This window comes from Halomonas sp. PBN3 (genome assembly GCF_000475415.1).
Lineage (GTDB): Bacteria > Pseudomonadota > Gammaproteobacteria > Pseudomonadales > Halomonadaceae > Halomonas > Halomonas shengliensis.
Map to the genome: position 1 here is coordinate 1 of NZ_AXCA01000035.1, position 24,785 is coordinate 24,785.

Below are 24,785 nucleotides of genomic sequence, written 5' to 3' on the forward strand. Positions count from 1 at the left end.
GCCCGCCGATCGGCGGGCCTTGCTGCGGGCGCGGGGCTTACTTCTTGCCGGCGCGCTTGCGCTCGTTCTCGGTGAGGAACTTCTTGCGCAGGCGGATATGGTTGGGGGTGATCTCCACCAGCTCGTCGTCGTCGAGGAACTCGATGGCCTGCTCCAGGGTGAACCTCACCGGCGGGGTCAGCACGATGTTCTCGTCGTTGCCCGAGGCGCGCATGTTGTCGAGCTTCTTGCCCTTGGTGGGGTTGACCACCATGTCGTTGGCACGGTTGTTGATGCCCACCAGCATGCCTTCATAGACCTCGGTGCCGTGGTCGATGATCAGCTTGCCGCGCTCCTGCAGGGCATAGAGGGCATAGGCCAGCGCCTTGCCGGAGACCATGGAGACCAGCACGCCGTTGCGACGCTCGATGGCGGCATCGGGCTTGAGCGGGCCGTAGTGGTCGAAGCGGCTGGTGAGGATGCCGGTGCCGGAAGTGAGGGTCATGAACTGGCCACGGAAGCCGATCAGCCCGCGCGCGGGGATGATGAAGTCCAGGCGCACCCGGCCCTTGCCGTCGGGGTTCATGTTCTTGAGCTCGCCCTTGCGGTAGCCGAGCTCCTCCATGATGGCGCCCTGGTGCTGCTCCTCGCAGTCGATGATGACTTCCTCGTAGGGCTCCTGCTTCTCGCCGTCGATCTCGCGGATGATCACCTCGGGGCGACCCACGGCGAGCTCGAAGCCCTCGCGGCGCATGGTCTCGATCAGCACCGAGAGGTGCAGCTCGCCGCGCCCGGAGACGATGAACTTCTCGGGGCTGTCACCCTGCTCGACGCGCAGCGCCACGTTGTGGATCAGCTCCTGGTCGAGGCGGTCCTTGATGTTGCGGCTGGTGACGAACTTGCCGTCCTTGCCGGCGAAGGGCGAGTCGTTGACCTGGAAGGTCATGGAGACGGTGGGCTCGTCCACGGAGAGCGGCGGCAGCGCCTCGACGGCGGCCGGGTCGCACAGGGTGTCGGAGATCGCTAGGGCGTCGATGCCGGTGATGCAGACGATGTCGCCGGCGGTGGCCTCGTCGGTCTGCACGCGCTCCAGGCCGAGGTGGGTCATCACCTGGCCGACCTTGCCCTTGCGCTCCTTGCCCTCCTTGCTGACCACCACGACCTGCTGGTTGGGCTTCACCGAGCCGCGGGTGATGCGGCCCAGGCCGATGACGCCCACGTAGCTGGAGTAGTCCAGCGCCGAGATCTGCATCTGGAAGGGGCCGTCGACCTCGACCTTGGGCGGCTCGACGATGTCGACGATGGACTGGAACATGGGGGTCATGTCCTCGGCCAGCTCGTCGGGATCGGGGCCGGCGATGCCGTTGAGCGCCGAGCAGTAGATGATCGGGAAGTCGAGCTGCTCGTCGGAGGCGCCGAGGTTATCGAAGAGGTCGAAGATCTGGTCGATGACCCAGTCGGGGCGGGCGCCGGGGCGGTCGATCTTGTTGACCACCACGATCGGCTTGAGGCCCTGGTCGAAGGCCTTCTGGGTGACGAAGCGGGTTTGCGGCATGGGACCGTCGACGGCGTCCACCAGCAGCAGCACCGAGTCGACCATCGACATCACGCGCTCCACCTCGCCGCCGAAGTCGGCGTGTCCGGGGGTGTCGACGATGTTGATGTGGTAGTCCTGGCCATCGGGGGCCTGCCAGCGGATCGCCGTGTTCTTGGCCAGGATGGTGATGCCGCGCTCCTTCTCCTGGTCGTTGGAGTCCATGATGCGCTCCTGCCCCTCGGCCTTGCGGTCCAGGGTGCCGGACTGCTGGAGGAGTTTGTCGACCAGGGTGGTCTTGCCGTGGTCGACGTGAGCGATGATGGCGATGTTGCGAAGATTCTCGATCACGACGGGATCCTGCTGGGAAAAAACGGGGACGCATTATAGGGGGTGAGGCGCGGCCCCTACCAGCGTTGTCTCGTGAACTTTGCGATCCATGCCGCCGTATCACGCCTTTTCAATGGTTTGGGCGGGGACGATGCGGGCGCCGCAGTGGCGCAGGCGGGTCAGCAGGTCGGGCAGGGCGTCGCGGTCGAGGCGCGGGTCGCAGCCACCGATGCGCTCGTACCACGCGCGTTTCACGCAGACGCCGACCTCGCCGTCGATCCGGGGGCGGCCGAGCAGGCGGTCGACCAGCCTCGGGCGGGCGTCGGTCAGGCTCACCGCGTCGAGCTCGCCGGCGGCGACCCGGCGGGCCAGCCGCAGCAGGGCCGGGGCGGCCGTCACGCAGCCGAGCACCGGAAACACCAGCACCTCGCCGGCGGTGCGCGGGATGGCGAGGCTCAGGCGCTCGCCCAGGCAGGCCGGGGAGAGCGGCAGGTGGCGCGCCCGGTAGCGCCGGGCGATGCCTGCGACACGGCGGTCACCGGTGTCATCGAGCACCACCAGTTCCAGCGCCTGGCCGTCGGCAAGCGGCGCCACCACGGCGAGCTCCCGCGGCAGCCGCGGGCCGGCGCGGCGAGCGTCGAGGATCAGGGTGGCGAGGGTAGGGGCCATGCGAGCTCCGAGGCCAGGCGCGGTAGGCTCCGGATGGCGGCCAGGGGGGGCGCAGCCGGCGGGTCTCCATGTAAGAAAGTGTAGCCCCTGGTTAAAGGATGTATCAAAGGCCCTTTTCGCGGCGGCGTGCGATCGATCGCGGTGCATCAGGGTGATTGACTGCACCTTCAGGGTGCAGCGTGGCGGTGCAAGCGCCCTTCCAAGGCGAGTGCGTCATCGGGGTGCAGCGGGCGTTGGTGGTAAAAGCCGCTGATTTTCATATGTTTGCAGGGTCGATGGTGCCGATGGGTGCAGGGTTGGCACGCAGCGTGCATTGTTATGGCCAGCGCTCGGCGAGGCCGGGCGGTCGTGGGCAGCGATCCCACGGCGTGCTACAAAAGATCGCAGAGGTTCCTGCTTCGCGATCGACGCTTCACCAAAACCATCGAGCTCAGCTCAATCTGGAGGACACCATGGCTGCCAAGACGCTCGCCCTGATCGAAGAACACGACGTCAAGTGGGTGGATCTGCGTTTCACCGACACCAAAGGCAAGGAGCAGCACGTCTCCATTCCGGCCCGTGACGTCGATGAGGAGTTCTTCGAGAACGGCCAGATGTTCGACGGTTCTTCCATCTCCGGCTGGAAGGGCATCAACGAGTCCGACATGATCCTGCGCCCCGAGGACGGCACCGGCTTCCTCGACCCCTTCACCGAGGACGCCACCCTGGTGCTGCGCTGCGACATCATCGAGCCGGCCACCATGCAGGGCTACGATCGCGACCCGCGCTCCATCGCCAAGCGTGCCGAGGCCTACCTGCAGTCCACCGGCCTTGGCGACACCGCCTTCTTCGGCCCGGAGCCCGAGTTCTTCATCTTCGACGAGGTGCACTGGAAGGCCGACATCGAAGGCGCCATGTACAAGATCACCTCCGAGGAGGGCGCCTGGGCCACCGACCGCCAGGTCGAGGGGGGCAACCTGGGCCACCGTCCGCGGGTCAAGGGCGGCTACTTCCCGGTGCCGCCGGTGGACAGCTTCCACGACATCCGCGGCGCCATGTGCAACACCCTGGAGGCGATCGGCCAGAGCGTCGAGGTGCACCACCACGAGGTCTCCAACGCCGGCCAGAACGAGATCGGGGTCAAGTTCAACACCCTGGTGAAGAAGGCCGACGAGCTGCAGGAAATGAAGTACGTGGTGCACAACGTGGCCCACGCCTACGGCAAGACCGCGACCTTCATGCCCAAGCCGCTGGTCGGCGACAACGGTTCCGGCATGCACGTCCACCAGTCCTTCTGGAAGGACGGCCAGAACCAGTTCGCCGGTGACGAGTACGCCGGCCTCTCCGAGATGGCGCTGTACTACATCGGTGGCATCGTCAAGCACGCGCGTGCCCTGAACGCCTTCACCAACGCTTCCACCAACTCCTACAAGCGCCTGGTGCCGGGCTTCGAGGCGCCGGTGATGCTGGCCTACAGCGCCCGCAACCGTTCCGCCTCCATCCGCATCCCCTACACCGCCAGCCCCAAGGGCAAGCGCATCGAGTGCCGTTTCCCGGACCCGACCGCCAACCCCTACCTGTGCTTCGCGGCGATGCTGATGGCCGGCATCGACGGCATCAAGAACAAGATCCACCCCGGCGACGCCATGGACAAGAACCTCTATGACCTGCCGCCGGAAGAGGGCAAGAAGGTGCCCACCGTGGCCCACAGCCTCGACCAGGCCCTGGAGGCGCTGGACGCCGACCGCGCCTTCCTGACCGAGGGTGGCGTCTTCACCGACGACATGATCGATGCCTATATCGAGCTCAAGATGGAGGACGTGGAGCGCATCCGCATGACCACCCATCCCATCGAGTTCGACATGTACTACAGCTGCTGATGCCGAGCGCCCCGCGGGGCGTCGGTGCCAGGTGAATCGAAAGGGGTTCCGCTACCGGCGGAACCCCTTTCTTCTCTACACTATCCAAGGCATAGGCCCGACAGGACGACGTCGATCCATTCCGGTGACGAGCCGATACGCAGGGATTCCCCATGAACAAGGCAGTGCTGACGCTGGTGGTGGGCATGGGCGTGAGCCTGGTGGCCCAGGCACAGACCATCTACCGCACCACCGACGCCCAGGGCAACGTGGTGTTCACCGACAACCCGGACCGCGGCGGCGAGCAGGTGGAGCTGGCCCCGGTCACCGTGGTGCCCTCCACCGGCGAGGTGCGCAGCGGCCCGGCCGTTCCTCGCGTCGAGGAGGCCGCGGCAGCCTCGGCCTCCCCGGGTCAGCCGTTCATGCCCTACGACAGCTTCCGCATCGTCTCGCCCACCCACGAGCAGGCCTTCCCGGTGGGGGCGGCCGGCAACATCACCGTGGATCTCGGCATCGAGCCGGGGCTGCGCGAGGACCATCGCGTGCGGCTGCTGGTGGATGGCCAGGTCAGCCAGTCGGCGATGCATACCAGCGCCTTCATGGTGCCCAACATGAACCCCGGCGAGCACGTGCTGCAGGCCGAGTTGCTGGATGCCGGCGGCGAGGTGCGCCATCGCACCGCGCCGGTGACCATCTATGTGCTGCGCGCCAACGTGAACCGCCAGCCGGCGGATTAGCTGCCCCCTCGCGAGCCGCCGCCGCCTCCCCACGACCCGCCCCCGCCCGAGGAGGACGACGAGGTGCTCCCCGAGCGGCGGCTCGAGGCACCCGCCCGACGCCTGCCCGACGATGGGGCGGTGCAACGCCTGGGGCCCGAGCGCCAGGATGAAGCGGCGCCCTGAGGCGCTGCGTCCTCCCGGCCCGCCATGGGCGTGCACGCCACGGTGCACGTCGGTCTGTTTTGCACTAATTTGGTGCGCATGATGCCTCGCCGCCGCCGGCAAACCGCGTTGGCATGGGGCTCGTGGGCCTGGCCCGCTTCTTGCACCATCTGAGCAATCATGGATCCGACATGGCCTCTTCGATGTATCAACGCTTGATGGAACATCTCACCATCGCGGTGCTGCTGCTGGATGGTGAGCTGCGACTGGAGTGGATGAACCCCGCCGCCGAGGCGCTGCTTTCGGTGAGCCTGAGCCGGGTGCAGGGGCTGTCGCTGTGTGCCCTGATGGAGAGCGAGGGCGGTCTCGGCGAGGTGCTGGTCAAGGCCCGGGACGAGTTCCACCCCTTCACCCAGCGCGAGGCGCGCCTGGCCATGCTGGGCGGCGAGCCGCTGACGGTGGACTACACGGTCACGCCGCTCTCCCCCCACGAGTTGCTGCTGGAGGTGGAACCCCGCGACCGCCTGATCCGCATCTCCCGGGAGGAGGCGCTGCTGACCCGCCAGGAGACCGTCAAGGTGCTGACCCGCGGCCTCGCCCATGAGGTCAAGAACCCACTGGGTGGCATCCGTGGCGCGGCCCAGCTGCTGGAGCGCGACCTGGAGAACCCGGCCCACCGCGAGTTCACCCGCATCATCATCGAGGAGGTGGACCGGCTGCGCGACCTGGTGGACTCCATGCTCGGTCCCAACCGGGTGGCGCGCCATGAGCCGGTCAATATCCACAAGGTGCTGGAGCGGGTGCGCAGCCTGCTGCTCGCCGAGCATCCCGCGGTGAGCATCGAGCGCGACTACGACCCCAGCCTGCCGGACCTCGCCGGCGACGAGGCGCAGCTGATCCAGGCGGTGCTCAACGTGGCGCGCAACGCCGTGGAGGCAATGCACGAGGCGGGCACGCCCGCACCGCACCTGGTGCTGCGCACCCGGGCGCGGCGCCAGTTCACCCTGGGCGCTGAACGCCACCGCCTGGTCTGCGAGGTGGGGATCGTCGACAACGGACCGGGGATTCCCGCCTCGCTGCAGGAGACGCTGTTCTATCCCATGGTCTCGGGGCGGGCCGACGGCAGCGGCCTGGGGCTCTCCATCGCCCAGGGCATCCTGCACCAGCACCAGGGCCTGATCGAATGCGATTCCGTGCCGGGCCAGACCGAATTCCGACTGCTGATTCCCCTGGAGATGCGCCATGACTGACGTCGCACGCGTGGCGGTCGTCGACGACGATCGCGCCATTCGCTGGGTGCTGGAGCGCGCCCTCGCCCAGCCCGACCTCGAGGTGGAGTGCATCGAGCGCGCCGATACCGTCCTGCAGCGCCTGCTGGACGAGCCGCCCGACGTGCTGGTCACCGACATCCGCATGCCCGGCATCGATGGCCTGGACCTGATGGCCAAGGTGCGCGAGGCCCATCCTGAGCTGCCGGTGATCGTGATGACCGCCCACTCGGACCTCGACAGCGCCGTGGCCTCCTACCAGGGCGGCGCCTTCGAGTACCTGCCCAAGCCCTTCGACGTCGACGAGGCGCTGGCCCTGGTGCGTCGCGCCGTGGCCCACGCCCGGGAGCGCAAGAAGCCGGTCAGCGTGCCCGAGGGGCTGGACGCCGAGATCATCGGCGAGGCGCCGGCCATGCAGGAGGTGTTCCGCGCCATCGGCCGGCTCTCCCACTCCCACATCACGGTGCTGATCAACGGCGAATCCGGCACCGGCAAGGAGCGGGTGGCCCGCGCCCTGCATCAGCACAGCCCGCGCACCGGCAAGCCGTTCATCGCCCTCAACATGGCGGCGATCCCCAAGGACCTGATCGAGTCGGAGCTGTTCGGTCACGAGAAGGGTGCCTTCACCGGGGCCACCGCCCAGCGCCAGGGGCGCTTCGAGCAGGCCAACGGCGGCACCCTGTTCCTGGACGAGATCGGCGACATGCCGGCGGAGACCCAGACCCGGCTGCTGCGGGTGCTGGCCGACGGCGAGTTCTACCGTGTCGGCGGGCATACGCCGGTGAAGGTGGACGTGCGCATCATCGCCGCCACCCACCAGGACCTAGAGCGCCTGGTGGAGGATGGCCGCTTCCGCGAGGACCTCTTCCACCGTCTCAACGTCATCCGCGTGCACCTGCCCAGGCTCGCCGAGCGGCGCGAGGACATCCCGCGGCTGACCCGCCACTTCCTGGCCGAGGCGGCCAAGGAGCTCGCCACCGATGTCAAGGTGCTCACCCCCGAGGCGGAGCGCCACCTCACCCGGCTGCCCTGGCCCGGCAACGTGCGCCAGCTGGAGAACGCCTGCCGCTGGCTGACGGTGATGGCCTCCGGTCGCGAGATCCTGGTGGAGGACCTGCCGCCGGAGCTGCGCGACGAGGGCGACGAGACGGCCGGTGCCGGCGGCGATTGGCGGGTGGCCTTCCGCGACTGGGCCGACCGCGCCCTGGCCGCCGGCCACACCCACCTGCTGGAGGAGGCCGTTCCCGACTTCGAACGCATCCTGATCGAGACCGCCCTGCGTCACACCGGCGGCCGCAAGGGCGAGGCTGCCGAGCTGCTGGGCTGGGGGCGCAACACCCTCACCCGCAAGCTCAAGGTCCTGTTGCCGGCGCTGGCCGAGGGGGAGGGATAAGGCAGAGGCGTCATGGGACGAAAGGTGCATTGTTGCCGGGCTCGGCGCTGGCGTAGCTTCCATAAGCAACCTTTCATTCAAGTAGGCCGCCCATGTCCTCCTCCGCCGCCCCGCCGAAGCCTATCCACGTCACCGAAGTGGGGCTCCGTGACGGCCTCCAGAACGAGCCGGTGGTATTGACCACCGAGCAGAAGCTCTCACTGGCGCGAGCTCTGGTCGACGCCGGTGTTCGCGAGTTCGAGGTGACCTCCTTCGTCAGCCCCCGGGCGGTGCCGGCTCTGGCCGATGCCGCCGATATGGTGGCTGCCCTCAGGGACACGCCGGGGCTACACCTCTCGGCGCTGGTGCCCAATGTGCGAGGGGCCGAGCGCGCCCTGGAGGCCGGGGTGGATTCGGTGGTGCTGTTCGTCTCGGCATCGGAGCGCCACAACGCCAAGAACGTCAACCGTAGCGTGGCCGAGTCGCTGGAAGGTTTCGCTCAGGTCGCGCGCCTGCTCGAAGGCAGCGGGGTCGCCCTGCGGGGGGCCATCGCCACGGCCTTCGGCTGTCCCTTCGAGGGCAATGTCCCGGTCGCGGCGGTGGACACCATCGCACGGCGGTTCGCCGACCTCGGGGCGACGCACCTGTCGCTTGGGGATACCACCGGCATGGCGACGCCGCCGCTGGTCACCGAGCGCGTGACGCGCCTGCGCGAGGCGGTGCCCGGCCTGCCGCTGACCCTGCACTTCCACAACACCCGCGGTATCGGCCTGGCCAATGTGATGCAGGGGCTGGCGCTGGGCGTGGATCGCTACGAGAGCTCGATCGGCGGACTGGGTGGCTGCCCCTTCGCCCCGGGCGCATCCGGCAACATCGCCAGCGAGGACCTGGCCTACCTGCTGCTCGAGATGGGCCATGACACCGGCCTCGATCTCGAGGGGCTGATCAAGGCCTCGCGCCTGGCCAGCAAGCTGATGGGGCGGCCCCTGCCGGCACAGGTCTCCAAGGCGGGCCCACGTCTGGCGCTGAGCGCCTGTGACAGCGTTCCCACCGCTCAGGGATGACGATGATGACACCCTCCTCACACGCCTCAGGGTCGCTCTCCGGCATTCGCGTCATCGACCTGACGCGGGTGATCTCCGGGCCCTTCTGTACCCAGATCCTCGGTGACCATGGTGCCGACGTGGTCAAGGTCGAGCCGCCGGGGCGGGGCGACGTGGTGCGCAGCCAGGGCAACATGGTCAACGGCGAAAGCTGGTACTTCGCCCAGTTCAACCGCAACAAGCGCTCCCTGACCCTCGACCTGCGCAGCGAGGAGGGCAAGGCGATCCTGCACCGTCTGCTCGAGGGGGCCGACGTGCTGGTGGAGAACTTCCGCCCCGGGGTGCTGGGCAAGATGGGGCTCGATGACGATACCCTGCGCGAGCGCTACCCGCGCCTGGTGGTGGGTCGGATCAACGGTTTCGGCTCCACCGGGCCCTATCGGGATCGCCCCGCCTACGACTTCATCGCCCAGGCCATGAGCGGCTTCATGGGGGTCAACGGCACCGCCGACGGTGAGCCGATGCGGGCAGCTCCCCCGATCAGCGACATGGTGGCCAGCCAGAACCTGGCCTTCGGCATCTGCGCCGCCCTGGTGCGCCGGGCCTCCACCGGCCAGGGCGACATCGTCGAGACGGCCCTGACCAATGGGCTGATCGCCATGATGGGGTATCTGGCGGCGGAGTTCTTCGCCACGGATCGTGTCCCGTCACGCACCGGAAACGATCATCCCATGCTCTACCCCTACGGGCTGTTCAGGGCCAGTGACGGCGAGGTGGCCATCGCCCCGAGCAACGACACCATGGTGCGTCGCTTCCTCGGTGCCCTGGACATGCTGCACCTGCTGGAAGACGAAAGGTTTGCCGACAACCCGAGACGCATGGCCAATCGCGAGGCGCTGAGGAAGATCCTCGACCAGGTGATCCAGACGCGCCGGGTGGAGGAGTGGATCGCGCATCTCAACCAGGCCGGCGTCCCCTGCGGACGGGTGCACGACCTGCGCGAGACCTTCGCCGACCCCCAGGTGCAGGCCCAGGAGATGCGCTTGGAGCTTGCGCAGGCCTCCGGCCGGGTGCCGGTTACCGGCTTCCCGGTCAAGTTGCGCGAGGCGCCGGCGAGCATCTACCACCCGGTGCCGCGCCTCGGCGAGCATACCGACGAGCTGCTGGCCGAGCTCGGCATCGAGGGCCAGGCGTTGGCGTCGCTGCGGGCGGGCAAGGTGATCTGAACTACGCTGTACACGCCGCCATCCCGGCAGGCCGTGCATCCCGGCGAGGGCGTCATGCTCGCCACAACAACAATCAGGAGGAACATGCCAATGCAATCTGTCACCAAGGGAGTCTTCAGCCTTGCCGCCGCGACCCTGATGGGGGCGAGCGTGGCGGTGAGCGCGCCCGCCCAGGCACTGCCGATCAGCGAGTGTATCGCCCCGGCAGACCCGGGCGGCGGCTGGGACTTCACCTGCCGCTCGGTGGGCAAGCTGCTGCTTGAGCTGGACCTGGTGGATGGCCCGGTCCAGGTGACCAATATGCCGGGCGGCGTCGGGGCGGTGGCCTTCGCCAACGTCGCGGGCAACCGCGCCGATGACAGCGACCTGATCGTCGCGACCAGCACCGTGGGCGTGACCCAGATCGCCCAGGGCAAGTATCCCGGTGGGGCCGATACCATGCGCTGGCTGGGCATGCTGGGTACCGACGTGGGCGTGGTCCTGGTGGACGACGAGAGCCGCTTCGAATCCCTGGAGCAGCTGCTGGACACCATGGTCGAGGACCCGGGTGCCCTGGCGGTGGCCGGCTCCAGCGGTGCCGGTGGCTGGGACCATATCCGCGCCCTGATGCTGGCCAAGGCGGCGGGCATGCCCGACGATCAGGTCGGCAGCCTGCGCTGGGTGCAGTTCGACGGCGGCGGCCCCGCCGTGACCCAGATGATGGGCGGTCATGTCGATGTCGTCTCCACCGACCTGGGCGAGATCGCCGGCTTCATCGAGTCGGGAGATGTGCGCGTGCTGGCGGTGCTCTCCGAGGAGCCGCTGCCCGAGCCCTTCGACGCGCTGCCCACCGCGGTGTCCCAGGGCTATGACGTGGCAGGCTACAACTGGCGCGGTTTCTACACCGGTGGCGAGGTCTCCGATGAGGACTATGCCGCCATGGTGGAGGACCTGAAGACCCTCTACGACAGCGATGAGTGGAAGGGCGTGGCCGAGCAGAACGGCCTGGTGCCGCTGTGGCGTGGGGGAGAGGAGTTCAGCGACTTCGTGCGTGACTCCATCGACCAGGTAGAGAGCATCTCCCGCGAGATCGGGGTCATCGAGTGAGCGATCGCGTCGTGCGAACCGGCCGCCCTTCCGGGGCGGTCGGCGACCGGGTGGCAGGCGCCGTGCTGCTGGTGGTGGCTATCGCCGCCTGGTGGCTCTCCCATGACTACACCAGCGGCTTCGGTCAGGCGCTGGGGCCGGGCGTCTTCCCGCGCCTGGTCTGCGTGCCCCTGGCACTGCTCTCCCTCTACCTGATGGTGCGGCCGGGAGTGAACCAGCGCTGGCCCGAGCGAGCCGCCCTGATTCGCCAACTGTTCCTGCTGGCCCTGTTGATGGTCTATGCCGGCCTCGTCGAGCCGCTGGGATTCCTGCCCACGGCCCTGCTTACCGTCACCCTGATGATTCGCCTGTTCGGGGCCCAGTGGCGCCAGGCGCTGCCCTTCGGCCTGCTGCTGACCCTGAGCCTCTATCTTCTCTTCGAATTCGCCCTTGGCATGCCGCTGCCGGACATGCCGGGCCTGGATTGGTAAATCGTCCCATGGAGCTTCTCGCCTATCTCGCCCAGGGCTTCGCCGTGGCGCTCGAGCCCCAGCATCTGTTCCTGGCCCTGGTCGGCTGTGCGCTGGGCACTCTGATCGGGGCGCTGCCTGGACTGGGGCCGGTGAACGGGGTGGCGCTGATGATCCCGCTTACCTTCAACTTCAGCCTCACGGCGACGGCCGCATTGATCCTGCTGGTCAGCATCTACTACGGCTGCATGTACGGGGGGCGGATCAGTTCGATCCTGCTCAACATTCCCGGTGACGAGCCGGCGATGATGACTACCCTGGACGGCTTCCCCATGGCGCAGCAGGGGCGTGGCGGCGAGGCGCTCGGCCTGACCGGTGTCGCCTCCTTCGTCGGCGCACTGGTGGCGACCATCGGCTTGGTCCTCTTCGCGCCGCTGCTGGTGAGTTTCGCCATCCGCTTCGGGCCGGCCGAGTACTTCGCCCTGTTCGTGCTGGCCTTCGCCACCATCGGCGGCGTCACCGGCGGCAACCTGGCCAAGAGCTTCCTGGCGGCCTGCCTGGGGCTGCTGCTGGGCACGGTAGGCATTGACTCGGTCAGCAGCGTCCCGCGCTACACCTTCGGCTGGTATGAGCTCTACGATGGCATCGACTTCATCGTGGCCCTGGTCGGCCTGTTCGCGATCTCCGAGTGCCTGGTGTTCCTGGAGGACTCCCACCAGGGACGCAAGCCCACCATGGAGATGGGCTCGGCGATGCCCGGGATTCGCACCGCCTGGAGCTGTCGTGGCACGATCGGTCGCAGTTCGGCGCTTGGCTTCATCGCCGGGGTGCTGCCCGGGGCCGGGGCGGCGCTGGGCAGCTTCCTCTCCTATACCCTGGAGCGGCGCTGGCTCGGCAAGCGCGGTGACTTCGGTAATGGTGACCCCCGCGGGGTGGCGGCACCGGAGGCGGGTAACAACGCCGCCGCAGGCGGGTCGTTGATCCCGATGCTGTCGCTGGGGATCCCGGGCAGTGGCACCACTGCCATCCTGCTGGCGCTGCTGCTGTCCATGAACATCACCCCGGGGCCGCTGCTGTTCGAGAACCAACCCGAGCTGGTATGGGGGCTGGTGGCGGCGCTGTTCATCGGCAACCTGATGCTGCTGGCGCTGAACATCCCGCTGGTGGGGCTGTTCGCCCGGGTGCTGCGCGCACCGGGCTGGTTCCTGATGCCGATGGTGGTGATGGTCGCCTTCGTGGGGGTCTACTCGTTGAGCAACAGCGCCTTCGACCTCTACATGATGCTGGCCTTCGGCGTGCTCGGCTATGTGCTGCGCAAGCTTGAGATCCCCACGGTGCCGGTGGTGCTGGGACTGCTGCTGGGAGGGCAGATGGAGTACAACCTGCGCCGCGCCATGTCGATCTCGGGTGGCGACTGGAGCATCATCTGGAACAGCGACATCTCGGTGGGTATCTACCTCTTCGCCATCGCACTGCTGCTGGGCGGGCTGCTGTTCCACTGGCTGATGCGGCGCAAGCGGTCATAGCCGCCGTGGGGCTGGGCGCCGGCGCCGGGGGCTGCCAGAATGGACGCCTCAAGGAGAGACGCCCATGACGCAGATGAGCTGGGAGCGGCTGCTGGATCCAAGCCGCCTGCACGACCGGCGCGGCGCGCGCCCCGCCGACGGCCGCGGGGAGATCGGCCGCAGCCCCTTCCACAAGGACCACGACCGCATCGTCTTCGCCGGTTCCTTCCGGCGCCTGGGGCGCAAGACCCAGGTCCACCCGCTGACCGACAACGACCATATCCACACCCGCCTGACCCACTCCCTGGAGGTGGGCTGCGTGGGACGCTCGCTGGGCATGATCGTCGGCGAACGGCTGAGCGGCCGCCTGCCCGGCTGGATCACCCCCGCTGACCTGGGGGTGATCGTCCAGGCCGCCTGCCTGGGCCACGATATCGGTAATCCTCCCTTCGGGCATGCCGGGGAGTACGCCATCCGCGACTGGTTCAAGCGCACCGAGGCCGACGGCAGCGGCCTGCTCGAGGGGCTCTCGCCGCTGGAGCGCGAGGACCTGCTCACCTACGAGGGCAACGCCCAGGGGTTCCGGGTGATCACCCAGATCGAGTACAACCAGTTCCGCGGCGGCATGCGCCTGACCACGGCGACGCTGGGCACCCTGCTCAAGTACCCCTGGACGGTGGAACACGGCGGTGCCATGGGTAAGTTCGGCTGCTACCAGAGCGAGCGCCACCTGCTGGTGGAGGTGGCCGAGCGCCTGGGGCTGCCCGCCGACGGGGAGGGGCGTTGGTGCCGCCACCCCCTGGCCTGGCTGGTGGAGGCCGCCGATGACATCTGCTATGCGCTGCTCGACCTGGAGGATGGCCTGGAGATGGGCATCCTGCGCTTCGACGAGGTCGCCGAGATCCTGATCCAGATCGCCGGCGGCGAGCCCCCCGACTACGCCGCCATGCAGCGCCAGGGGGTCTCCCAGCGGCGGCGCATCGCTGCCCTGCGCGGGGCGGCCATGGAGCGGGCGGTGAACGACGTCGGTGCGGTGTTCGTGCAGCACGAGGCGGAGCTGCTCGCCGGGCGGCTGCGCCAGGACCTGCTCGAGCTCTGTCACCCGGACCTCGACTGGGGGGTGAAGGCGGCCAAGCAGCTGGCCCGGGAGCGGATCTTCCAGAACGAGCGCAAGGCCAAGCTGGAGATCGGCGCCTACACGACCCTGGGCATCCTGCTGGAGGCCTTCATCGGCGCGGCCCATGAGCTGCACCACACCGGGCGCTCCACCTTCAAGCACCAGCGCGTGCTGGCGCTGATCGGCGAGAACACCCCGCGCCCCTCCTGGGGCCTCTACGACAGCTACCGGCGCATGCTGGACTTCATCGGTGGCATGACCGACCACTACGCCGTGGACCTGGCCCAGGAGATGGGCGGGCGCCTGCGCGGCGACTGAGGGGGCTAGGCGCCGGGCGCGCGGCTGGCGCCGATGTGGGCCATCAGGGTGGCGATGACGGCGTCGTGGGCGGCGGCGTCGAATTCGCCGGGGCAGAGCGTGGCGAGGCGGCCGGCCAGGTCGTCGCCGCTGTCCACCAGCAGGTCGTCGGGGCCGTCGTCGGCCTCCACCCGCCAGCCGGGCAGGGTCAGCACGCCCATCACCGGCACCGCGTGACCGGTGCGCTCGGCGAGCCAGTCGGCCATCCAGCGCGCCAGCTCGCGGGTCTTGGCCAGCGGCTTGCGCTCGCTCCAGCCCGGGAAGCGCAGCCGCGCCTTCTCCACCACCAGACGGTCGAGCTCCTCGCCGGAGGGGGCGACGGGGCGGGTGCGGGCGCGGGTCTCCACCACGAAGACCCCGCAGGGGGTCACCACCACGTGGTCGATGCGGGTGCGGCCCGCGGGGATGTCGTGGAAGACATAGAAGGGATGGGCCTCGGGGCGCACCAGGCGCTCGAGCTCCTGGCCCACCGCCAGCTCGCAGGCGAGCCCCAGCTTGAGGCGCCGGATGCGCTGGAAGTCGCGCATCAGCCGGAAGCTGTAGCCCAGCACCAGCAGGGTGCTCAGGGCGCCGTAGAGGGCCCACTCCACCCAGTGCTGTTCATGGGAGACGATCATGCGTCCCATGCCGTAGACCAGCGGCACCAGGGTGACCAGGGGGCCGAGGGCGCCGTTGAGGTAGAGGCCGGCGAAGGCGTCGTCGAGGCGGTCGCGCAGGTGCTGGCCGGGCTCGCGCAGCGGCCGGGCGTCGAAGGGCGAGCGCACCCGGGCGTCATGCAGGTTGCGCAGTGCCACCACGATCACCCCCATGGCGGCGAGGGGAAACAGGAAGATCAGGGGGAGCAGGTATTCCAGCCAGGCCATCGGGATTCCTTGCCCATGCGCAGGGAGCGGCGGAGGTCGACCTATTCTAGACAACCCCACCCCCCGGGGGCCATGCTCTGTTCGGCGCAGGCAGCGAGGCAGCAGGATGACGTCAGCGACGGCAACACCCCTTACCACTCCCGACCCGGCGAGCCTGGAGGCGCTGGTCGCCTTCATCGAGCGTCACCCGCGGCTGGCGGTGCTCAGCGGCGCGGGGATCAGCACCGCCAGCGGCATCCCCGACTACCGGGACGCCGCCGGCGAGTGGAAGCGCTCGCCGCCCATGCAGCACCGCCAGTTCATGGGCAGCCACGCCGCCCGGCAGCGCTACTGGGCGCGCGCCCTGGTGGGCTTCCGCACCCTGGGCGAGGCGCGGCCCAACGCCGCCCACCAGGCCCTGGCGCGGCTCGAGGCGCAGGGCGTGGTAAACGGGGTGATCACCCAGAACGTCGACGGCCTGCACCAGCGCGCCGGCTCGCGGCGGGTGATCGACCTCCACGGTCGCGCCGACCGGGTGCGCTGCATGGGGTGCGGCGCCCGTCGCATGCGTCATGCGCTGCACGCCGAGCTGGAGGCGCTCAACCCGCGCTGGGCGAGGCAGGAGGCGGGGGCGGCCCCGGACGGCGATGCCGACCTGGAGGCGGACTTCTCCGCGTTCCGGGTGCCGGCCTGCACGCGCTGCGGCGATGGCATCTGGAAGCCCGACGTGGTGTTCTTCGGCGACAGCGTGCCGAGCGGGGTGGTGACGCGGGCCTTCGCCCTGCTCGAGGCCAGCGACGCCCTGCTGGTGGTGGGCTCGTCGCTGATGGTCTACTCCGGTTTCCGCTTCGCCCGCGCCGCGGCCCGCGACGGCAAGCCCATCGCCTGCCTCAACCTGGGGCGTACCCGGGCCGACGACCTCTTCGCGCTGAAGGTGGCGGCGCCGCTGGAGGCCTCCCTCGACGCCCTGGCCGAGCGGCTGGCGCCCGGCCTCAGCCGCCGGCCAGCCTGACCGTGTAGCCGCGCGCCTCCAGCTCCGCCTTGAGGGTCTCGCGCTGGTCGCCCTGGATCTCGATCACCCCTTCCTTGACCGCGCCGCCGGTGCCGCAGCGCTTCTTGAGCGCCTTGGCCAGGCGCTTCAGCTCGGCCTCGGGCAGCGGCACGCCGCTGATGGTGGTCACCCCCTTGCCCTTGCGGCCGCTGGTCTCCCGGCGGAGGCGCACGATGCCGTCGAGCTCGGCCAGGCGGGCCTGCTCGGCCTGCTCGGCGCAGCGGCACTCGGCGACGGGCTGGCGACAGTCGGGGCAGGTCTCGCCGTGCTCGGTGGAGTAGACGAGGCCGCGCAGCTGGTCCTGGAGGGATGGCATGGAAGGACTCCCGGAGTGGTGGAGGAACATGGCCGGGATGATAGCGGCTGTGGCCGCCGGCTGCATGATGACGCGACGGGGGCTCGGCAGGAGAGCTCGCCGGGCCCGCTCAGCGGGCGATGGCGCGGGGAGCGAGATCCCGGGCCAGGCGGGCGACCACGGTGGGCAGCTGGAACATGCTGGTGATCATGATCGCGCCTTCCGGGGTCTGCTCGACGTCCGGGTAGCGATTGAGGTGCACCACCGTCATGCCGGCGGCCAGCGCGGCCCGCACGCCCACCACCGAGTCCTCGATGGCCAGGCAGCGCCCCGGCGGGTAGCCCATCTCGTGTGCCGCATGGGCGTAGAGGCAGGGATCAGGCTTCCAGCAGTTGGCGGTGTAGGCGCTGAACAGGTGGTCGCCGAACAGGGGCCCGAGGCCGGTGGCCTCTAGGGAGGTGCGGATCTTGTTCTCGGGCCCGTTGGAAACCACGCCCATGGGGTAGTCGGAGAGCGCCGCCAGTGCCTCGGTGGCCCCCTCGATGGGGATGAGCTCGGTGGCCAGGCGCCGGTTGAGGTTGGCGCGCATGGTGCTCTCCAGCGGCCCTAGGGCCTCGGGGTCGACCCGGCCGTGGCGGCTCTCCAGCTCGGCCACGATGCGTCGGAAGCGGGCCCCGCGAAACTCGCCGATGTAGTCGCTGGCCTGAAAGGGCAGGCCCACGGCGTTGAGCGCGGTGGCCATCTCGTCGGCGAGCAGTGGCTCGCTGTCGACCAGGGTACCGTCGCAGTCGAAGAGCAGGCAGAGGGGGCGTGGCATCACCAGTCCTCGCGGGTGTGGCCAGGGGATATCGGCAGTGTCTCGTTAGTGTAAGCCGAGATGGCGGACTTTGCGAACACTGTTTCTAAAGTCGGGGGCTGCCGGGGCCGCCAACCGCAACGGGCGACCCCCATGGGTCGCCCGTCGATCGTGCGGCGTGCGCCTCAGCGCACCTTGGGGTCGAGCTCGCCGCTGGCGTAGCGCTCGAACATCGCCTCCAGGTTGATCGGCTTGATCTTGGAGGCGTTGCCGGCGGTGCCGAAGGCTTCGTAGCGGGCGATGCACAGCTCGCGCATAGCGGCGACGGTCTCCTTGAGGTACTTGCGCGGGTCGAACTCGCTGGGGTTCTCGGCCAGGAAGCGACGCACCGCACCGGTGGAGGCCAGGCGCAGGTCGGTGTCGATGTTGACCTTGCGCACGCCGTGCTTGATGCCCTCGATGATCTCCTCGACCGGCACGCCATAGGTCTCGGGGATCTCGCCGCCGTGGGCGTTGATCACCTCGAGCCACTCCTGGGGCACCGAGGAGGAGCCGTGCATCACCAGGTGGGTGTCGGGGATGCGGGCGTGGATCTCCTTGATGCGCTGGATGGAGAGGGTGTCGCCGGTGGGCGGCCGGGTGAACTTGTAGGCACCGTGGCTGGTGCCGATGGCGATGGCCAGGGCGTCGACCTGGGTGGCCTTGACGAAGTCGGCCGCCTCCTCGGGATCGGTGAGCAGCTGCTCCATATCGAGCTTGCCCTCGGCGCCGATGCCGTCCTCCTCGCCGGCCATGCCGGTCTCCAGGCTGCCCAGGCAGCCCAGCTCACCCTCCACGGAGACGCCGCAGGCGTGGGCCATCTCCACGGTGCGACGGGTGACGTCGACGTTGTAGTCGTAGCTGGTCGGGGTCTTGCCGTCCTCGCCCAGGGAGCCGTCCATCATCACCGAGGAGAAGCCCAGCTGGATGGAGCGCTGGCACACCGCGGGGCTGGTGCCGTGGTCCTGGTGCATCACCACCGGGATGTGGGGGAACTCCTCCACCGCGGCCAGTATCAGGTGGCGCAGGAAGGGGGCGCCGGCGTACTTGCGGGCGCCAGCGGAGGCCTGGACGATCACCGGGGAGTTGGTGCGGTCGGCGGCTTCCATGATGGCGCGCATCTGTTCGAGGTTGTTGACGTTGAAGGCCGGCACGCCGTAGCCGTGCTCGGCGGCGTGGTCCAGCAACTGGCGCATGCTGATCAGTGCCATGGTGTCACCTGTCTGTCGTGATGGCGGCGGGCCCGTCGGGCGCCGCCGCGTGGCAAAGGGAAGGGGCGTGAAGTGAGGGCAGTCTATCAGCCCCGGGCCGCGGCGGCCTCCAGGGCGGCCACCGCCGGCAGGGTCTTGCCCTCGACGTACTCTAGGAAGGCGCCGCCGCCGGTGGAGATGTAGGAGACCCGCTCGGCGATGGCGTACTTGTCGATGGCGGCCAGGGTGTCGCCGCCGCCGGCGATGGAGAAGGCCGGGCTCTCGGCGATGGCCTTCGCGATCACCTCGGTGCCGCGGCCGAACTGGTCGATCTCGAACACGCCCACCGGGCCGTTCCAGAGGATGGTACCGGCGTCCTTGAGCAGGGCGGCCAGGCGTGCGGCGCTCTCGGGGCCGATGTCGAGGATCATCTCGTCGTCCGCCACCTGGTCCACCGGCTTGACGGTGGCGGTGGCGGACTCGGAGAACTCGGTGGCCACCACCACGTCGGTGGGCAGCGGAATCTCGACCTTCGCCATCAGGGCCTTGGCCTGGTCGATCAGGTCGGCCTCATGCAGCGACTTGCCGACGTTGTGGCCCGCCGCGGCGATGAAGGTGTTGGCGATGCCGCCGCCGACGATCAGCTGGTCGCACTTCTCGGAGAGGGCGTTGAGCACCTCCAGCTTGGTGGAGACCTTGGAGCCACCGACGATGGCCGCCATGGGGCGGGCCGGGGTGGCCAGCGCCTTCTCCAGGGCGTCGAGCTCGGCGGCCAGCAGCGGGCCGGCACAGGCTACGGGGGCGAAGCGCGCCACGCCATGGGTGGAGGCCTGGGCGCGGTGGGCGGTGCCGAAGGCGTCCATCACGAAGATGTCGCACAGGGCGGCATACTGCTGGGCGAGGGTCTCGTCGTCCTTCTTCTCGCCGCTGTTGAAGCGCACGTTCTCCAGCAGCACCACCTCGCCGTCGGCCACCTCGACCTCGTCCTCCAGGTAGGCGCCGACCAGGCGCACCGGGCGGCCCAGCAGCTCGCCCAGGTGGTCGGCCACCGGCGCCAGGGAGAACTCCTCGGCCGGCTTGCCCTCGGTGGGGCGGCCCAGGTGGCTCATCAGCAACACCCGGGCGCCGGCGTCCAGGGCGGCCTGGATGGAGGGCAGGGCGGCGCGCAGGCGGGCGTCGCTGGAGACCTTGCCGTGCTTGACGGGTACGTTGAGGTCCTCGCGGATCAGCACGCGCTTTCCGCTGAGGTCGAGGTCGGTCATCTTGCGCACGTTCATCGGGGGGCGTTCCTCATCTGGAAACCTGGGTCCGTAACTGTTGGGCGAAGGCTCAGGGGGTAGCGGGCGGCAGGGCCGCCAGGCGCCGGGCGACATCGAGCATGCGGTTGGCGAAGCCCCACTCGTTGTCGAACCAGCACAGAAGCTTGAGCAGGCGGCCGCCGGCCACCCGGGTCTGGGTGGCGTCCACGATACCGGAGCGCGGATCGTGGTTGAAGTCGACCGAGGCCATGGGCTCCTCGGTATAGCCGAGCCGCCCGGCCAGGCGCCCGCGGCTGGCCTCGGCGAGCAGGGCGTTGACCTCGGCGGCGCTGGTGTCGCGCCTCACCGTGATGGCCAGGTCCATGGCCGAGACGTTGATGGTGGGCACGCGCACGTGCAGGCACTCGAAGCGCCCGGCCAGGTGCGGCATTAGGCGGTTGATGCCCCGCGCCAGGCCGGTGTCCACCGGCACGATGGAGTGCATGGCGGAGCGGGTCAGGCGCAGGTCGGTCTGGTGGTAGGCGTCGATCACCGGCTGGTCGTTCATCGCCGAGTGGATGGTGGTGGTGACGCCATGCTCGATGCCCAGCGCCTCGTCGAGCACGGTGAGCACCGGCACCAGGCAGTTGGTGGTGCAGGAGGCGGCCGAGACGATGCGCTGGGCGGGGGCCAGCTCGTGGTCGTTGATGCCGGTGACGATGGTGGCGTCGACGTCGTTCTCGGCGGGCTGGGAGAACAGCAGGCGGCCGGCGCCGGCGGCCAGGTGGCGCGCGGCGGTGGCGCGGTCCCGGAAACTGCCGGAACACTCCAGCACCAGGTCGATGCCCAGCTCCGCCCAGGGCAGGCGGTCGGGGTCGGCCTTGGAGAGCACCCGGATCGGTTGGCCGTTGACGACCAGCCGGTCGCCCTCGGCCGTCACCGTGCCGGGAAAGCGTCCATGGGTGGTGTCGTAGCGGGTCAGGTAGGCGATGGTCGCCAGGTCCGAGAGCTCGTTGATCGCCACCACCTCGAGGGGAGGAGTGTCGTGGCCGGCCGCCTGCTGCTCGATGAGCGCGCGCAGCACGCACTGGCCGATGCGGCCGTAGCCGTTGATGGCGATGCGATGGGCCATGGCGGTGAGGGTCTCCCCCTTGGGCTCTCGAGAACCGGCGATTCTAGCGCATTTCAGCCGACGAGTCCCGGCAGGCGCCAGGCCAGCGGAAGCAGCAGGGCAGTCAGGATGCCGGTGAGGCTCATGCCCAGCGAGGCGAAGGCACCGGCGGTGGGACCGATCTCGAAGGCGCGCACCGTGCCCAGGGCGTGACCGTTGATGCCCAGCGCCAGGCCCAGCAGGCGTTCGTCCTGGATGCCGAGCCAGCGGGCCGTGAGGCCCACGGCAGCGATCGCCGCCACCCCGGTGACCAGCAGGCCGCCCATCATCAGCGGCACCGAGCCGCCGAGGCGCTCGGTGATGCCGATGGCGATGGGGGCGGTGACCGACTTGGGGGCCAGCGAGGCGAGGATCTCGGCGGGGGCCCCCATCACCCAGGCGATGCCTACCGCATAGAGGGCGGCCATGGTGGCGGCGATGGGCAGGCAGAGCAGCAGCGGTCGCCACAGGGCGCGGACATGGCCCATCTGCTGGTAGAGCGGCAGGCCCAGCGCCACCGTGGCGGGCCCCAGCAGCAGCATCAGCCAGCCGGCGCCGCGACGGTAGTCGGCGTAGTCGATGGCGAGCAGCGCCAGCACCCCCGCCAGCAGGAGCGCGGCGACCAGGATCGGCGGGCACCAGGCGGGGGCCCGAGCAGCGCGGAACAATCGCTCGCCGGCGAAATAGGCGGCCAGGGTCAGCGCCACGGCGGCCAGCGGGGAGGCCATCAGATGATCGAGCAGCTCAGGCATCGCGCTGGCCCTCGTCGCCCACCAGGCGGCGCAGCAGCCACAGGGTGGTGAAGACGCTGAGCAGGGTGCCCAGCAGCAGGGCGGCGAGGATCGCGGTCAGCTGGCCGGCCAGCTCGTCGAGCATGAAGAAGATCCCCACCACCCCGGGCATGATCAGCAGCGCCAGCACGGCGATCAGCGGTCTAGCCGCGGCGGCGATGTCGTCGAAGCCGCCGCCGTGGAGGACCAGCCAGGCGGTAAGCGCGAGCATGCCGACGACGCCGGCGGAGACGGGCAGGCCGGTGAGGGTGATCAGGACCTCGCCGAGCAGCAGGAAGCCGATCAGCCAGAGGAAACCGCGCAGTGCGGGCATGGGCTCGTCCTTGTGTGAAGAGCGATCGAGATGGGGGCGGAAGGGCGACGCAGGGCCCTTGAAAAGCGTCGAAGCGCTCCTATTGTGCAGATTACCGGGGCGATGTCAGCCGTCGAGGCGCTCCCCCGTCTATCCCGTGAGGTCAATCTGCGTAGGAGGTGTTCGTGATGTTCGGAGATCTCAGGCGTTTCGAGACCGGCCGCCCCCAGGGCCTGGAGTGGTTCCGGCAATGGATGGAGGACATGCTGCCCGAGGCCGGTGCCGCCGATATCCGCTCGGTGCCACGTGGCAGCTTCCCGCTGATCAATGTCGGGCGTACCGACGATGCGGTGCGGGTCTATGTGTTCGCGCCCGGGCTTGATGCCGAGGCGCTCGAGGTGAGCCTTCAGGACAATGTGCTGACCGTGGCCGGGCATCGTGCGGCGCCGGAGGCGGGCGAGGGGCGCACGCACTTTCGCCAGGAGCGTTTCCACGGTGACTTCCGTCGCGCGGTGGCACTACCCCAGGGGCTCGACATCGACCGCGCCGAGGCGCGCTTCCGCGACGGCGTATGCGAGGTCGTGCTGCCCAAGCGCGAGGAGCTCAAGCCGCGGCGTATCGAGGTCAAGGCCGCGTAATCCCGAGTCAACGAGTTCCGCTGAAAAAGGAGGTAATGGTCATGAACGATATCACGCGTCGAGACGCCAGCCTGCCGGAGGCGACCCAGCGCACCCAGCGCGCCGATAGCCTGTTGCCTGCAGTGGATATCTTCGAGGAGGGCAATGCCCTGCATATCCTCGCCGACATGCCGGGCGTGACACGTGAAAGCCTGCGTATAGAGGTCGACAACAATGTGTTGAGCCTGGAAGGGGACGTGGCCATCGACATGCCGGAGGCCCTCACGGCCATCTATGCCGAGGTACGCGCCCAACGCTACGCACGGCGCTTCACGCTGAGCCATGAGATCGATAGCGATGCCATCGAGGCTCGCATCGACAATGGCGTGCTTCACCTGGTCCTGCCCAAGAAAGAGACGCACCGTCGGCGCAGGATCGAGATCCAGGCCGCCTGAGCGGCCAACCAGGCCAGGCGCCTTGGCCTTGCCCAGTCAAGGCGCCACCTTTCGCTGTGCCCCCGATTTTGTGCGCTGGTATCCCCTCCTTTACCCTCTGACCAGAACGCTTACGTCTTCCAGCCGGCCCTTGAAACGAGCCTTCGGCACGGACTTTCTACACGGGCCTTCGACACAGATGGTATCCACGGCTACATCTGAATCCACTAGGATGGAAGGAGCCATGCACTCGACTCGCCGCCAACCAGGTCGACATACGCTGGATTCACCAAGGCCATCCAATATCCAAGGAGAGGAACACCATGACCGATATTGCGAAGCTGTTGGGCGATGATGCCGACGATCTGCTCGGCCATACTTGTCAAGGCGTGCCCCGCGACAGCCTTCACCTGCCGGGACCTGACTTCGTCGATCGCGTCGTATCGGCAAGTGATCGCCCGCCGGCGGTGTTGCGCAACCTGCAGGCGCTCTACAACCATGGGCGTCTCGGTGGTACCGGCTACCTGAGCCTGTTGCCGGTGGATCAAGGCATCGAACACTCCGGTGGCGCCTCGTTCGCTCCCAATCCGCGCTATTTCGATCCGGCCAACATCGTCGAGCTGGCCATCGAGGGCGGCTGTAACGGCGTGGCCTCGACCCTGGGTGTACTCGGCTCGGTGGCGCGCCGCTATGCCCACAGGATCCCGATGATGCTCAAGCTCAACCACAACGAGTCGTTGAGCCACCCGGCGATCTACGATCAGACACTGTTTGCCGAGGTCGAGCAGGCCTTCGACATGGGCTGCGTGGCGGTTGGGGCAACCATCTACTTCGGCTCCCACGAGAGCCGCCGCCAGATCATGGAGATCAGCGCCGCCTTCCAGCGGGCCCATGAGCTGGGCATGGTCACGGTGCTCTGGGCCTACCTGCGCAACCCCGCCTTCAAACAGGAGGGCACCGACTACCATGTGGCCGCCGACCTGACCGGCCAGGCCAATCACTTGGCGGCGACCCTCAAGGCGGATATCGTCAAGCAGAAGCTGCCGGAGACCAACGGCGGCTATCGGGCCGTCGGCTTCGGTCATACCCACGACCGGGTCTACGATACCCTGGCCACGGACCATCCCATCGAGCTGGCCCGCTACCAGGTGGCGAGCTGCTACATGGGCCGGGCCGGGTTGATCAACTCCGGGGGCGGCGCCAAGGGCGCCTCGGACCTGGGCGAGGCGGTGCGCACCGCGGTGATCAACAAGCGGGCCGGTGGCATGGGGCTGATCTCCGGGCGCAAGGCCTTCCAGAAGCCGATGGCCGAGGGCGTCGCCCTGCTCAATGCCATCCAGGACGTCTATCTGGCGAAGGACGTGACCATCGCCTGACCAAAAAGGGCGCGACCGAA

The 24,785-nt window shown here is 68.8% G+C and carries 24 protein-coding genes; 14 read left to right on the forward strand and 10 right to left on the reverse strand.

Annotated features, from left to right (window positions below; all coding sequences use genetic code 11):
• Positions 1 to 37 precede the first annotated feature (37 nt).
• Positions 38 to 1,864 carry a translational GTPase TypA gene (gene typA, locus Q673_RS21565; protein ID WP_023004707.1) on the reverse strand — a complete coding sequence of 609 codons (1,827 nt, stop codon included), beginning with the start codon at positions 1,862 to 1,864 and terminating at the stop codon, positions 38 to 40.
• A gap of 99 nt (positions 1,865 to 1,963) precedes the next feature.
• Positions 1,964 to 2,512 (reverse strand): hypothetical protein, encoded by a 549-nt coding sequence (locus Q673_RS21570; RefSeq protein ID WP_023004708.1) that lies wholly within the window; start codon positions 2,510 to 2,512, stop codon positions 1,964 to 1,966.
• 452 nt (positions 2,513 to 2,964) lie between these two features.
• On the opposite strand from Q673_RS21570, the gene glnA reads away from it, so the two are divergent.
• From glnA to Q673_RS21620, 10 genes are all read left to right on the forward strand, one after another.
• Positions 2,965 to 4,371, forward strand: a complete 1,407-nt coding sequence (gene glnA / locus Q673_RS21575) for a glutamate--ammonia ligase (protein ID WP_023004709.1) — start codon at positions 2,965 to 2,967, stop codon at positions 4,369 to 4,371.
• 152 nt (positions 4,372 to 4,523) lie between these two features.
• On the forward strand, positions 4,524 to 5,087 hold the full coding sequence (locus Q673_RS21580; protein WP_023004710.1) for a DUF4124 domain-containing protein: 564 nt from the start codon (positions 4,524 to 4,526) through the stop codon (positions 5,085 to 5,087).
• A 347-nt stretch (positions 5,088 to 5,434) separates the two neighbouring features.
• On the forward strand, positions 5,435 to 6,481 hold the full coding sequence (gene glnL / locus Q673_RS21585) for a nitrogen regulation protein NR(II) (protein ID WP_031217548.1): 1,047 nt from the start codon (positions 5,435 to 5,437) through the stop codon (positions 6,479 to 6,481).
• Entirely contained in the window at positions 6,474 to 7,892 is a 1,419-nt protein-coding gene (gene ntrC, locus Q673_RS21590; protein ID WP_023004713.1) for a nitrogen regulation protein NR(I), read from the forward strand. The genes glnL and ntrC overlap by 8 nt, the downstream gene beginning before the upstream one ends.
• Positions 7,893 to 7,984: 92 nt before the next feature.
• Positions 7,985 to 8,935 (forward strand): hydroxymethylglutaryl-CoA lyase, encoded by a 951-nt coding sequence (locus Q673_RS21595; protein WP_023004714.1) that lies wholly within the window; start codon positions 7,985 to 7,987, stop codon positions 8,933 to 8,935.
• A 5-nt stretch (positions 8,936 to 8,940) separates the two neighbouring features.
• Positions 8,941 to 10,140 carry a CaiB/BaiF CoA transferase family protein gene (locus tag Q673_RS21600; RefSeq protein WP_023004715.1) on the forward strand — a complete coding sequence of 400 codons (1,200 nt, stop codon included), beginning with the start codon at positions 8,941 to 8,943 and terminating at the stop codon, positions 10,138 to 10,140.
• Between the two features lie 84 nt (positions 10,141 to 10,224).
• On the forward strand, positions 10,225 to 11,226 hold the full coding sequence (locus Q673_RS21605; protein ID WP_052004161.1) for a Bug family tripartite tricarboxylate transporter substrate binding protein: 1,002 nt from the start codon (positions 10,225 to 10,227) through the stop codon (positions 11,224 to 11,226).
• Positions 11,223 to 11,696: a tripartite tricarboxylate transporter TctB family protein gene (locus Q673_RS21610; protein ID WP_023004717.1), complete on the forward strand. Its 474-nt coding sequence runs from the start codon at positions 11,223 to 11,225 to the stop codon at positions 11,694 to 11,696. Before Q673_RS21605 ends, Q673_RS21610 begins: the two co-directional genes overlap by 4 nt.
• Before the next feature lie 8 nt (positions 11,697 to 11,704).
• Positions 11,705 to 13,201: a tripartite tricarboxylate transporter permease gene (locus Q673_RS21615; protein ID WP_023004718.1), complete on the forward strand. Its 1,497-nt coding sequence runs from the start codon at positions 11,705 to 11,707 to the stop codon at positions 13,199 to 13,201.
• A gap of 64 nt (positions 13,202 to 13,265) precedes the next feature.
• Positions 13,266 to 14,615 (forward strand): deoxyguanosinetriphosphate triphosphohydrolase, encoded by a 1,350-nt coding sequence (locus Q673_RS21620; RefSeq protein WP_023004719.1) that lies wholly within the window; start codon positions 13,266 to 13,268, stop codon positions 14,613 to 14,615.
• Positions 14,616 to 14,620: 5 nt separating this feature from the next.
• On the opposite strand, the gene Q673_RS21625 is transcribed toward Q673_RS21620, so the two are convergent.
• A complete protein-coding gene (locus tag Q673_RS21625; protein WP_023004720.1) occupies positions 14,621 to 15,517 on the reverse strand; it encodes a nuclease-related domain-containing protein in 897 nt (298 codons plus the stop codon).
• A 106-nt stretch (positions 15,518 to 15,623) separates the two neighbouring features.
• Here Q673_RS21625 and Q673_RS21630 point away from each other — a divergent pair, with 106 nt between their 5' ends.
• Positions 15,624 to 16,508, forward strand: a complete 885-nt coding sequence (locus Q673_RS21630) for an NAD-dependent protein deacetylase (protein WP_023004721.1) — start codon at positions 15,624 to 15,626, stop codon at positions 16,506 to 16,508.
• On the opposite strand, the gene Q673_RS21635 is transcribed toward Q673_RS21630, so the two are convergent.
• The 7 genes from Q673_RS21635 to Q673_RS21665 all read right to left on the reverse strand — a co-directional run bounded on the left by Q673_RS21635 (position 16,489) and on the right by Q673_RS21665 (position 22,359).
• On the reverse strand, positions 16,489 to 16,863 hold the full coding sequence (locus Q673_RS21635) for a translation initiation factor Sui1 (protein ID WP_023004722.1): 375 nt from the start codon (positions 16,861 to 16,863) through the stop codon (positions 16,489 to 16,491). The two genes, Q673_RS21630 and Q673_RS21635, sit on opposite strands and share 20 nt — an antisense overlap.
• A gap of 109 nt (positions 16,864 to 16,972) precedes the next feature.
• Positions 16,973 to 17,659 carry an HAD family hydrolase gene (locus tag Q673_RS21640; RefSeq protein WP_023004723.1) on the reverse strand — a complete coding sequence of 229 codons (687 nt, stop codon included), beginning with the start codon at positions 17,657 to 17,659 and terminating at the stop codon, positions 16,973 to 16,975.
• A gap of 164 nt (positions 17,660 to 17,823) precedes the next feature.
• Positions 17,824 to 18,888, reverse strand: coding sequence for a class II fructose-bisphosphate aldolase (fba, locus tag Q673_RS21645; RefSeq protein WP_023004724.1), 1,065 nt, complete (start codon positions 18,886 to 18,888; stop codon positions 17,824 to 17,826).
• Positions 18,889 to 18,974: 86 nt separating this feature from the next.
• A complete protein-coding gene (locus tag Q673_RS21650; RefSeq protein ID WP_023004725.1) occupies positions 18,975 to 20,144 on the reverse strand; it encodes a phosphoglycerate kinase in 1,170 nt (389 codons plus the stop codon).
• A 52-nt stretch (positions 20,145 to 20,196) separates the two neighbouring features.
• The gene (locus tag Q673_RS21655; RefSeq protein ID WP_023004726.1) at positions 20,197 to 21,237 is read right to left on the reverse strand and encodes a type I glyceraldehyde-3-phosphate dehydrogenase; all 1,041 of its coding nucleotides are present in this window, start codon (positions 21,235 to 21,237) and stop codon (positions 20,197 to 20,199) included.
• Positions 21,238 to 21,290: 53 nt separating this feature from the next.
• The gene (locus tag Q673_RS21660) at positions 21,291 to 22,007 is read right to left on the reverse strand and encodes an LrgB family protein (RefSeq protein ID WP_023004727.1); all 717 of its coding nucleotides are present in this window, start codon (positions 22,005 to 22,007) and stop codon (positions 21,291 to 21,293) included.
• A complete protein-coding gene (locus Q673_RS21665; RefSeq protein WP_023004728.1) occupies positions 22,000 to 22,359 on the reverse strand; it encodes a CidA/LrgA family protein in 360 nt (119 codons plus the stop codon). The genes Q673_RS21660 and Q673_RS21665 overlap by 8 nt, the downstream gene beginning before the upstream one ends.
• Positions 22,360 to 22,526: 167 nt before the next feature.
• On the opposite strand from Q673_RS21665, the gene Q673_RS21670 reads away from it, so the two are divergent.
• The 3 genes from Q673_RS21670 (at position 22,527) to Q673_RS21680 (ending at position 24,765) form a co-directional block, all read left to right on the forward strand.
• On the forward strand, positions 22,527 to 22,976 hold the full coding sequence (locus tag Q673_RS21670; RefSeq protein WP_023004729.1) for an Hsp20/alpha crystallin family protein: 450 nt from the start codon (positions 22,527 to 22,529) through the stop codon (positions 22,974 to 22,976).
• A gap of 41 nt (positions 22,977 to 23,017) precedes the next feature.
• Positions 23,018 to 23,410: an Hsp20/alpha crystallin family protein gene (locus Q673_RS21675; protein ID WP_023004730.1), complete on the forward strand. Its 393-nt coding sequence runs from the start codon at positions 23,018 to 23,020 to the stop codon at positions 23,408 to 23,410.
• Between the two features lie 302 nt (positions 23,411 to 23,712).
• Positions 23,713 to 24,765 (forward strand): class I fructose-bisphosphate aldolase, encoded by a 1,053-nt coding sequence (locus tag Q673_RS21680; RefSeq protein WP_023004731.1) that lies wholly within the window; start codon positions 23,713 to 23,715, stop codon positions 24,763 to 24,765.
• Positions 24,766 to 24,785: the final 20 nt, after the last annotated feature.

Bases quoted from the DNA above. Each gene is read 5' to 3' on its own strand.
- Q673_RS21605 (WP_052004161.1), top strand. From the start codon at position 10,225: ATGCCAATGCAATCTGTCACCAAGGGAGTCTTCAGCCTTGCCGCCGCG.
- Q673_RS21595 (WP_023004714.1), top strand. From the start codon at position 7,985: ATGTCCTCCTCCGCCGCCCCGCCGAAGCCTATCCACGTCACCGAAGTG.
- ntrC (WP_023004713.1), top strand. From the start codon at position 6,474: ATGACTGACGTCGCACGCGTGGCGGTCGTCGACGACGATCGCGCCATT.
- Q673_RS21665 (WP_023004728.1), bottom strand. From the start codon at position 22,359: ATGCCCGCACTGCGCGGTTTCCTCTGGCTGATCGGCTTCCTGCTGCTC.
- glnA (WP_023004709.1), top strand. From the start codon at position 2,965: ATGGCTGCCAAGACGCTCGCCCTGATCGAAGAACACGACGTCAAGTGG.
- Q673_RS21625 (WP_023004720.1), bottom strand. From the start codon at position 15,517: ATGGCCTGGCTGGAATACCTGCTCCCCCTGATCTTCCTGTTTCCCCTC.
- Q673_RS21620 (WP_023004719.1), top strand. From the start codon at position 13,266: ATGACGCAGATGAGCTGGGAGCGGCTGCTGGATCCAAGCCGCCTGCAC.
- Q673_RS21655 (WP_023004726.1), bottom strand. From the start codon at position 21,237: ATGGCCCATCGCATCGCCATCAACGGCTACGGCCGCATCGGCCAGTGC.
- Q673_RS21640 (WP_023004723.1), bottom strand. From the start codon at position 17,659: ATGCCACGCCCCCTCTGCCTGCTCTTCGACTGCGACGGTACCCTGGTC.
- Q673_RS21635 (WP_023004722.1), bottom strand. From the start codon at position 16,863: ATGCCATCCCTCCAGGACCAGCTGCGCGGCCTCGTCTACTCCACCGAG.
- Q673_RS21570 (WP_023004708.1), bottom strand. From the start codon at position 2,512: ATGGCCCCTACCCTCGCCACCCTGATCCTCGACGCTCGCCGCGCCGGC.
- Q673_RS21650 (WP_023004725.1), bottom strand. From the start codon at position 20,144: ATGAACGTGCGCAAGATGACCGACCTCGACCTCAGCGGAAAGCGCGTG.
- Q673_RS21660 (WP_023004727.1), bottom strand. From the start codon at position 22,007: ATGCCTGAGCTGCTCGATCATCTGATGGCCTCCCCGCTGGCCGCCGTG.
- fba (WP_023004724.1), bottom strand. From the start codon at position 18,888: ATGGCACTGATCAGCATGCGCCAGTTGCTGGACCACGCCGCCGAGCAC.
- Q673_RS21680 (WP_023004731.1), top strand. From the start codon at position 23,713: ATGACCGATATTGCGAAGCTGTTGGGCGATGATGCCGACGATCTGCTC.
- Q673_RS21615 (WP_023004718.1), top strand. From the start codon at position 11,705: ATGGAGCTTCTCGCCTATCTCGCCCAGGGCTTCGCCGTGGCGCTCGAG.
- Q673_RS21580 (WP_023004710.1), top strand. From the start codon at position 4,524: ATGAACAAGGCAGTGCTGACGCTGGTGGTGGGCATGGGCGTGAGCCTG.
- glnL (WP_031217548.1), top strand. From the start codon at position 5,435: ATGTATCAACGCTTGATGGAACATCTCACCATCGCGGTGCTGCTGCTG.
- Q673_RS21630 (WP_023004721.1), top strand. From the start codon at position 15,624: ATGACGTCAGCGACGGCAACACCCCTTACCACTCCCGACCCGGCGAGC.
- Q673_RS21670 (WP_023004729.1), top strand. From the start codon at position 22,527: ATGTTCGGAGATCTCAGGCGTTTCGAGACCGGCCGCCCCCAGGGCCTG.
- Q673_RS21600 (WP_023004715.1), top strand. From the start codon at position 8,941: ATGACACCCTCCTCACACGCCTCAGGGTCGCTCTCCGGCATTCGCGTC.
- Q673_RS21675 (WP_023004730.1), top strand. From the start codon at position 23,018: ATGAACGATATCACGCGTCGAGACGCCAGCCTGCCGGAGGCGACCCAG.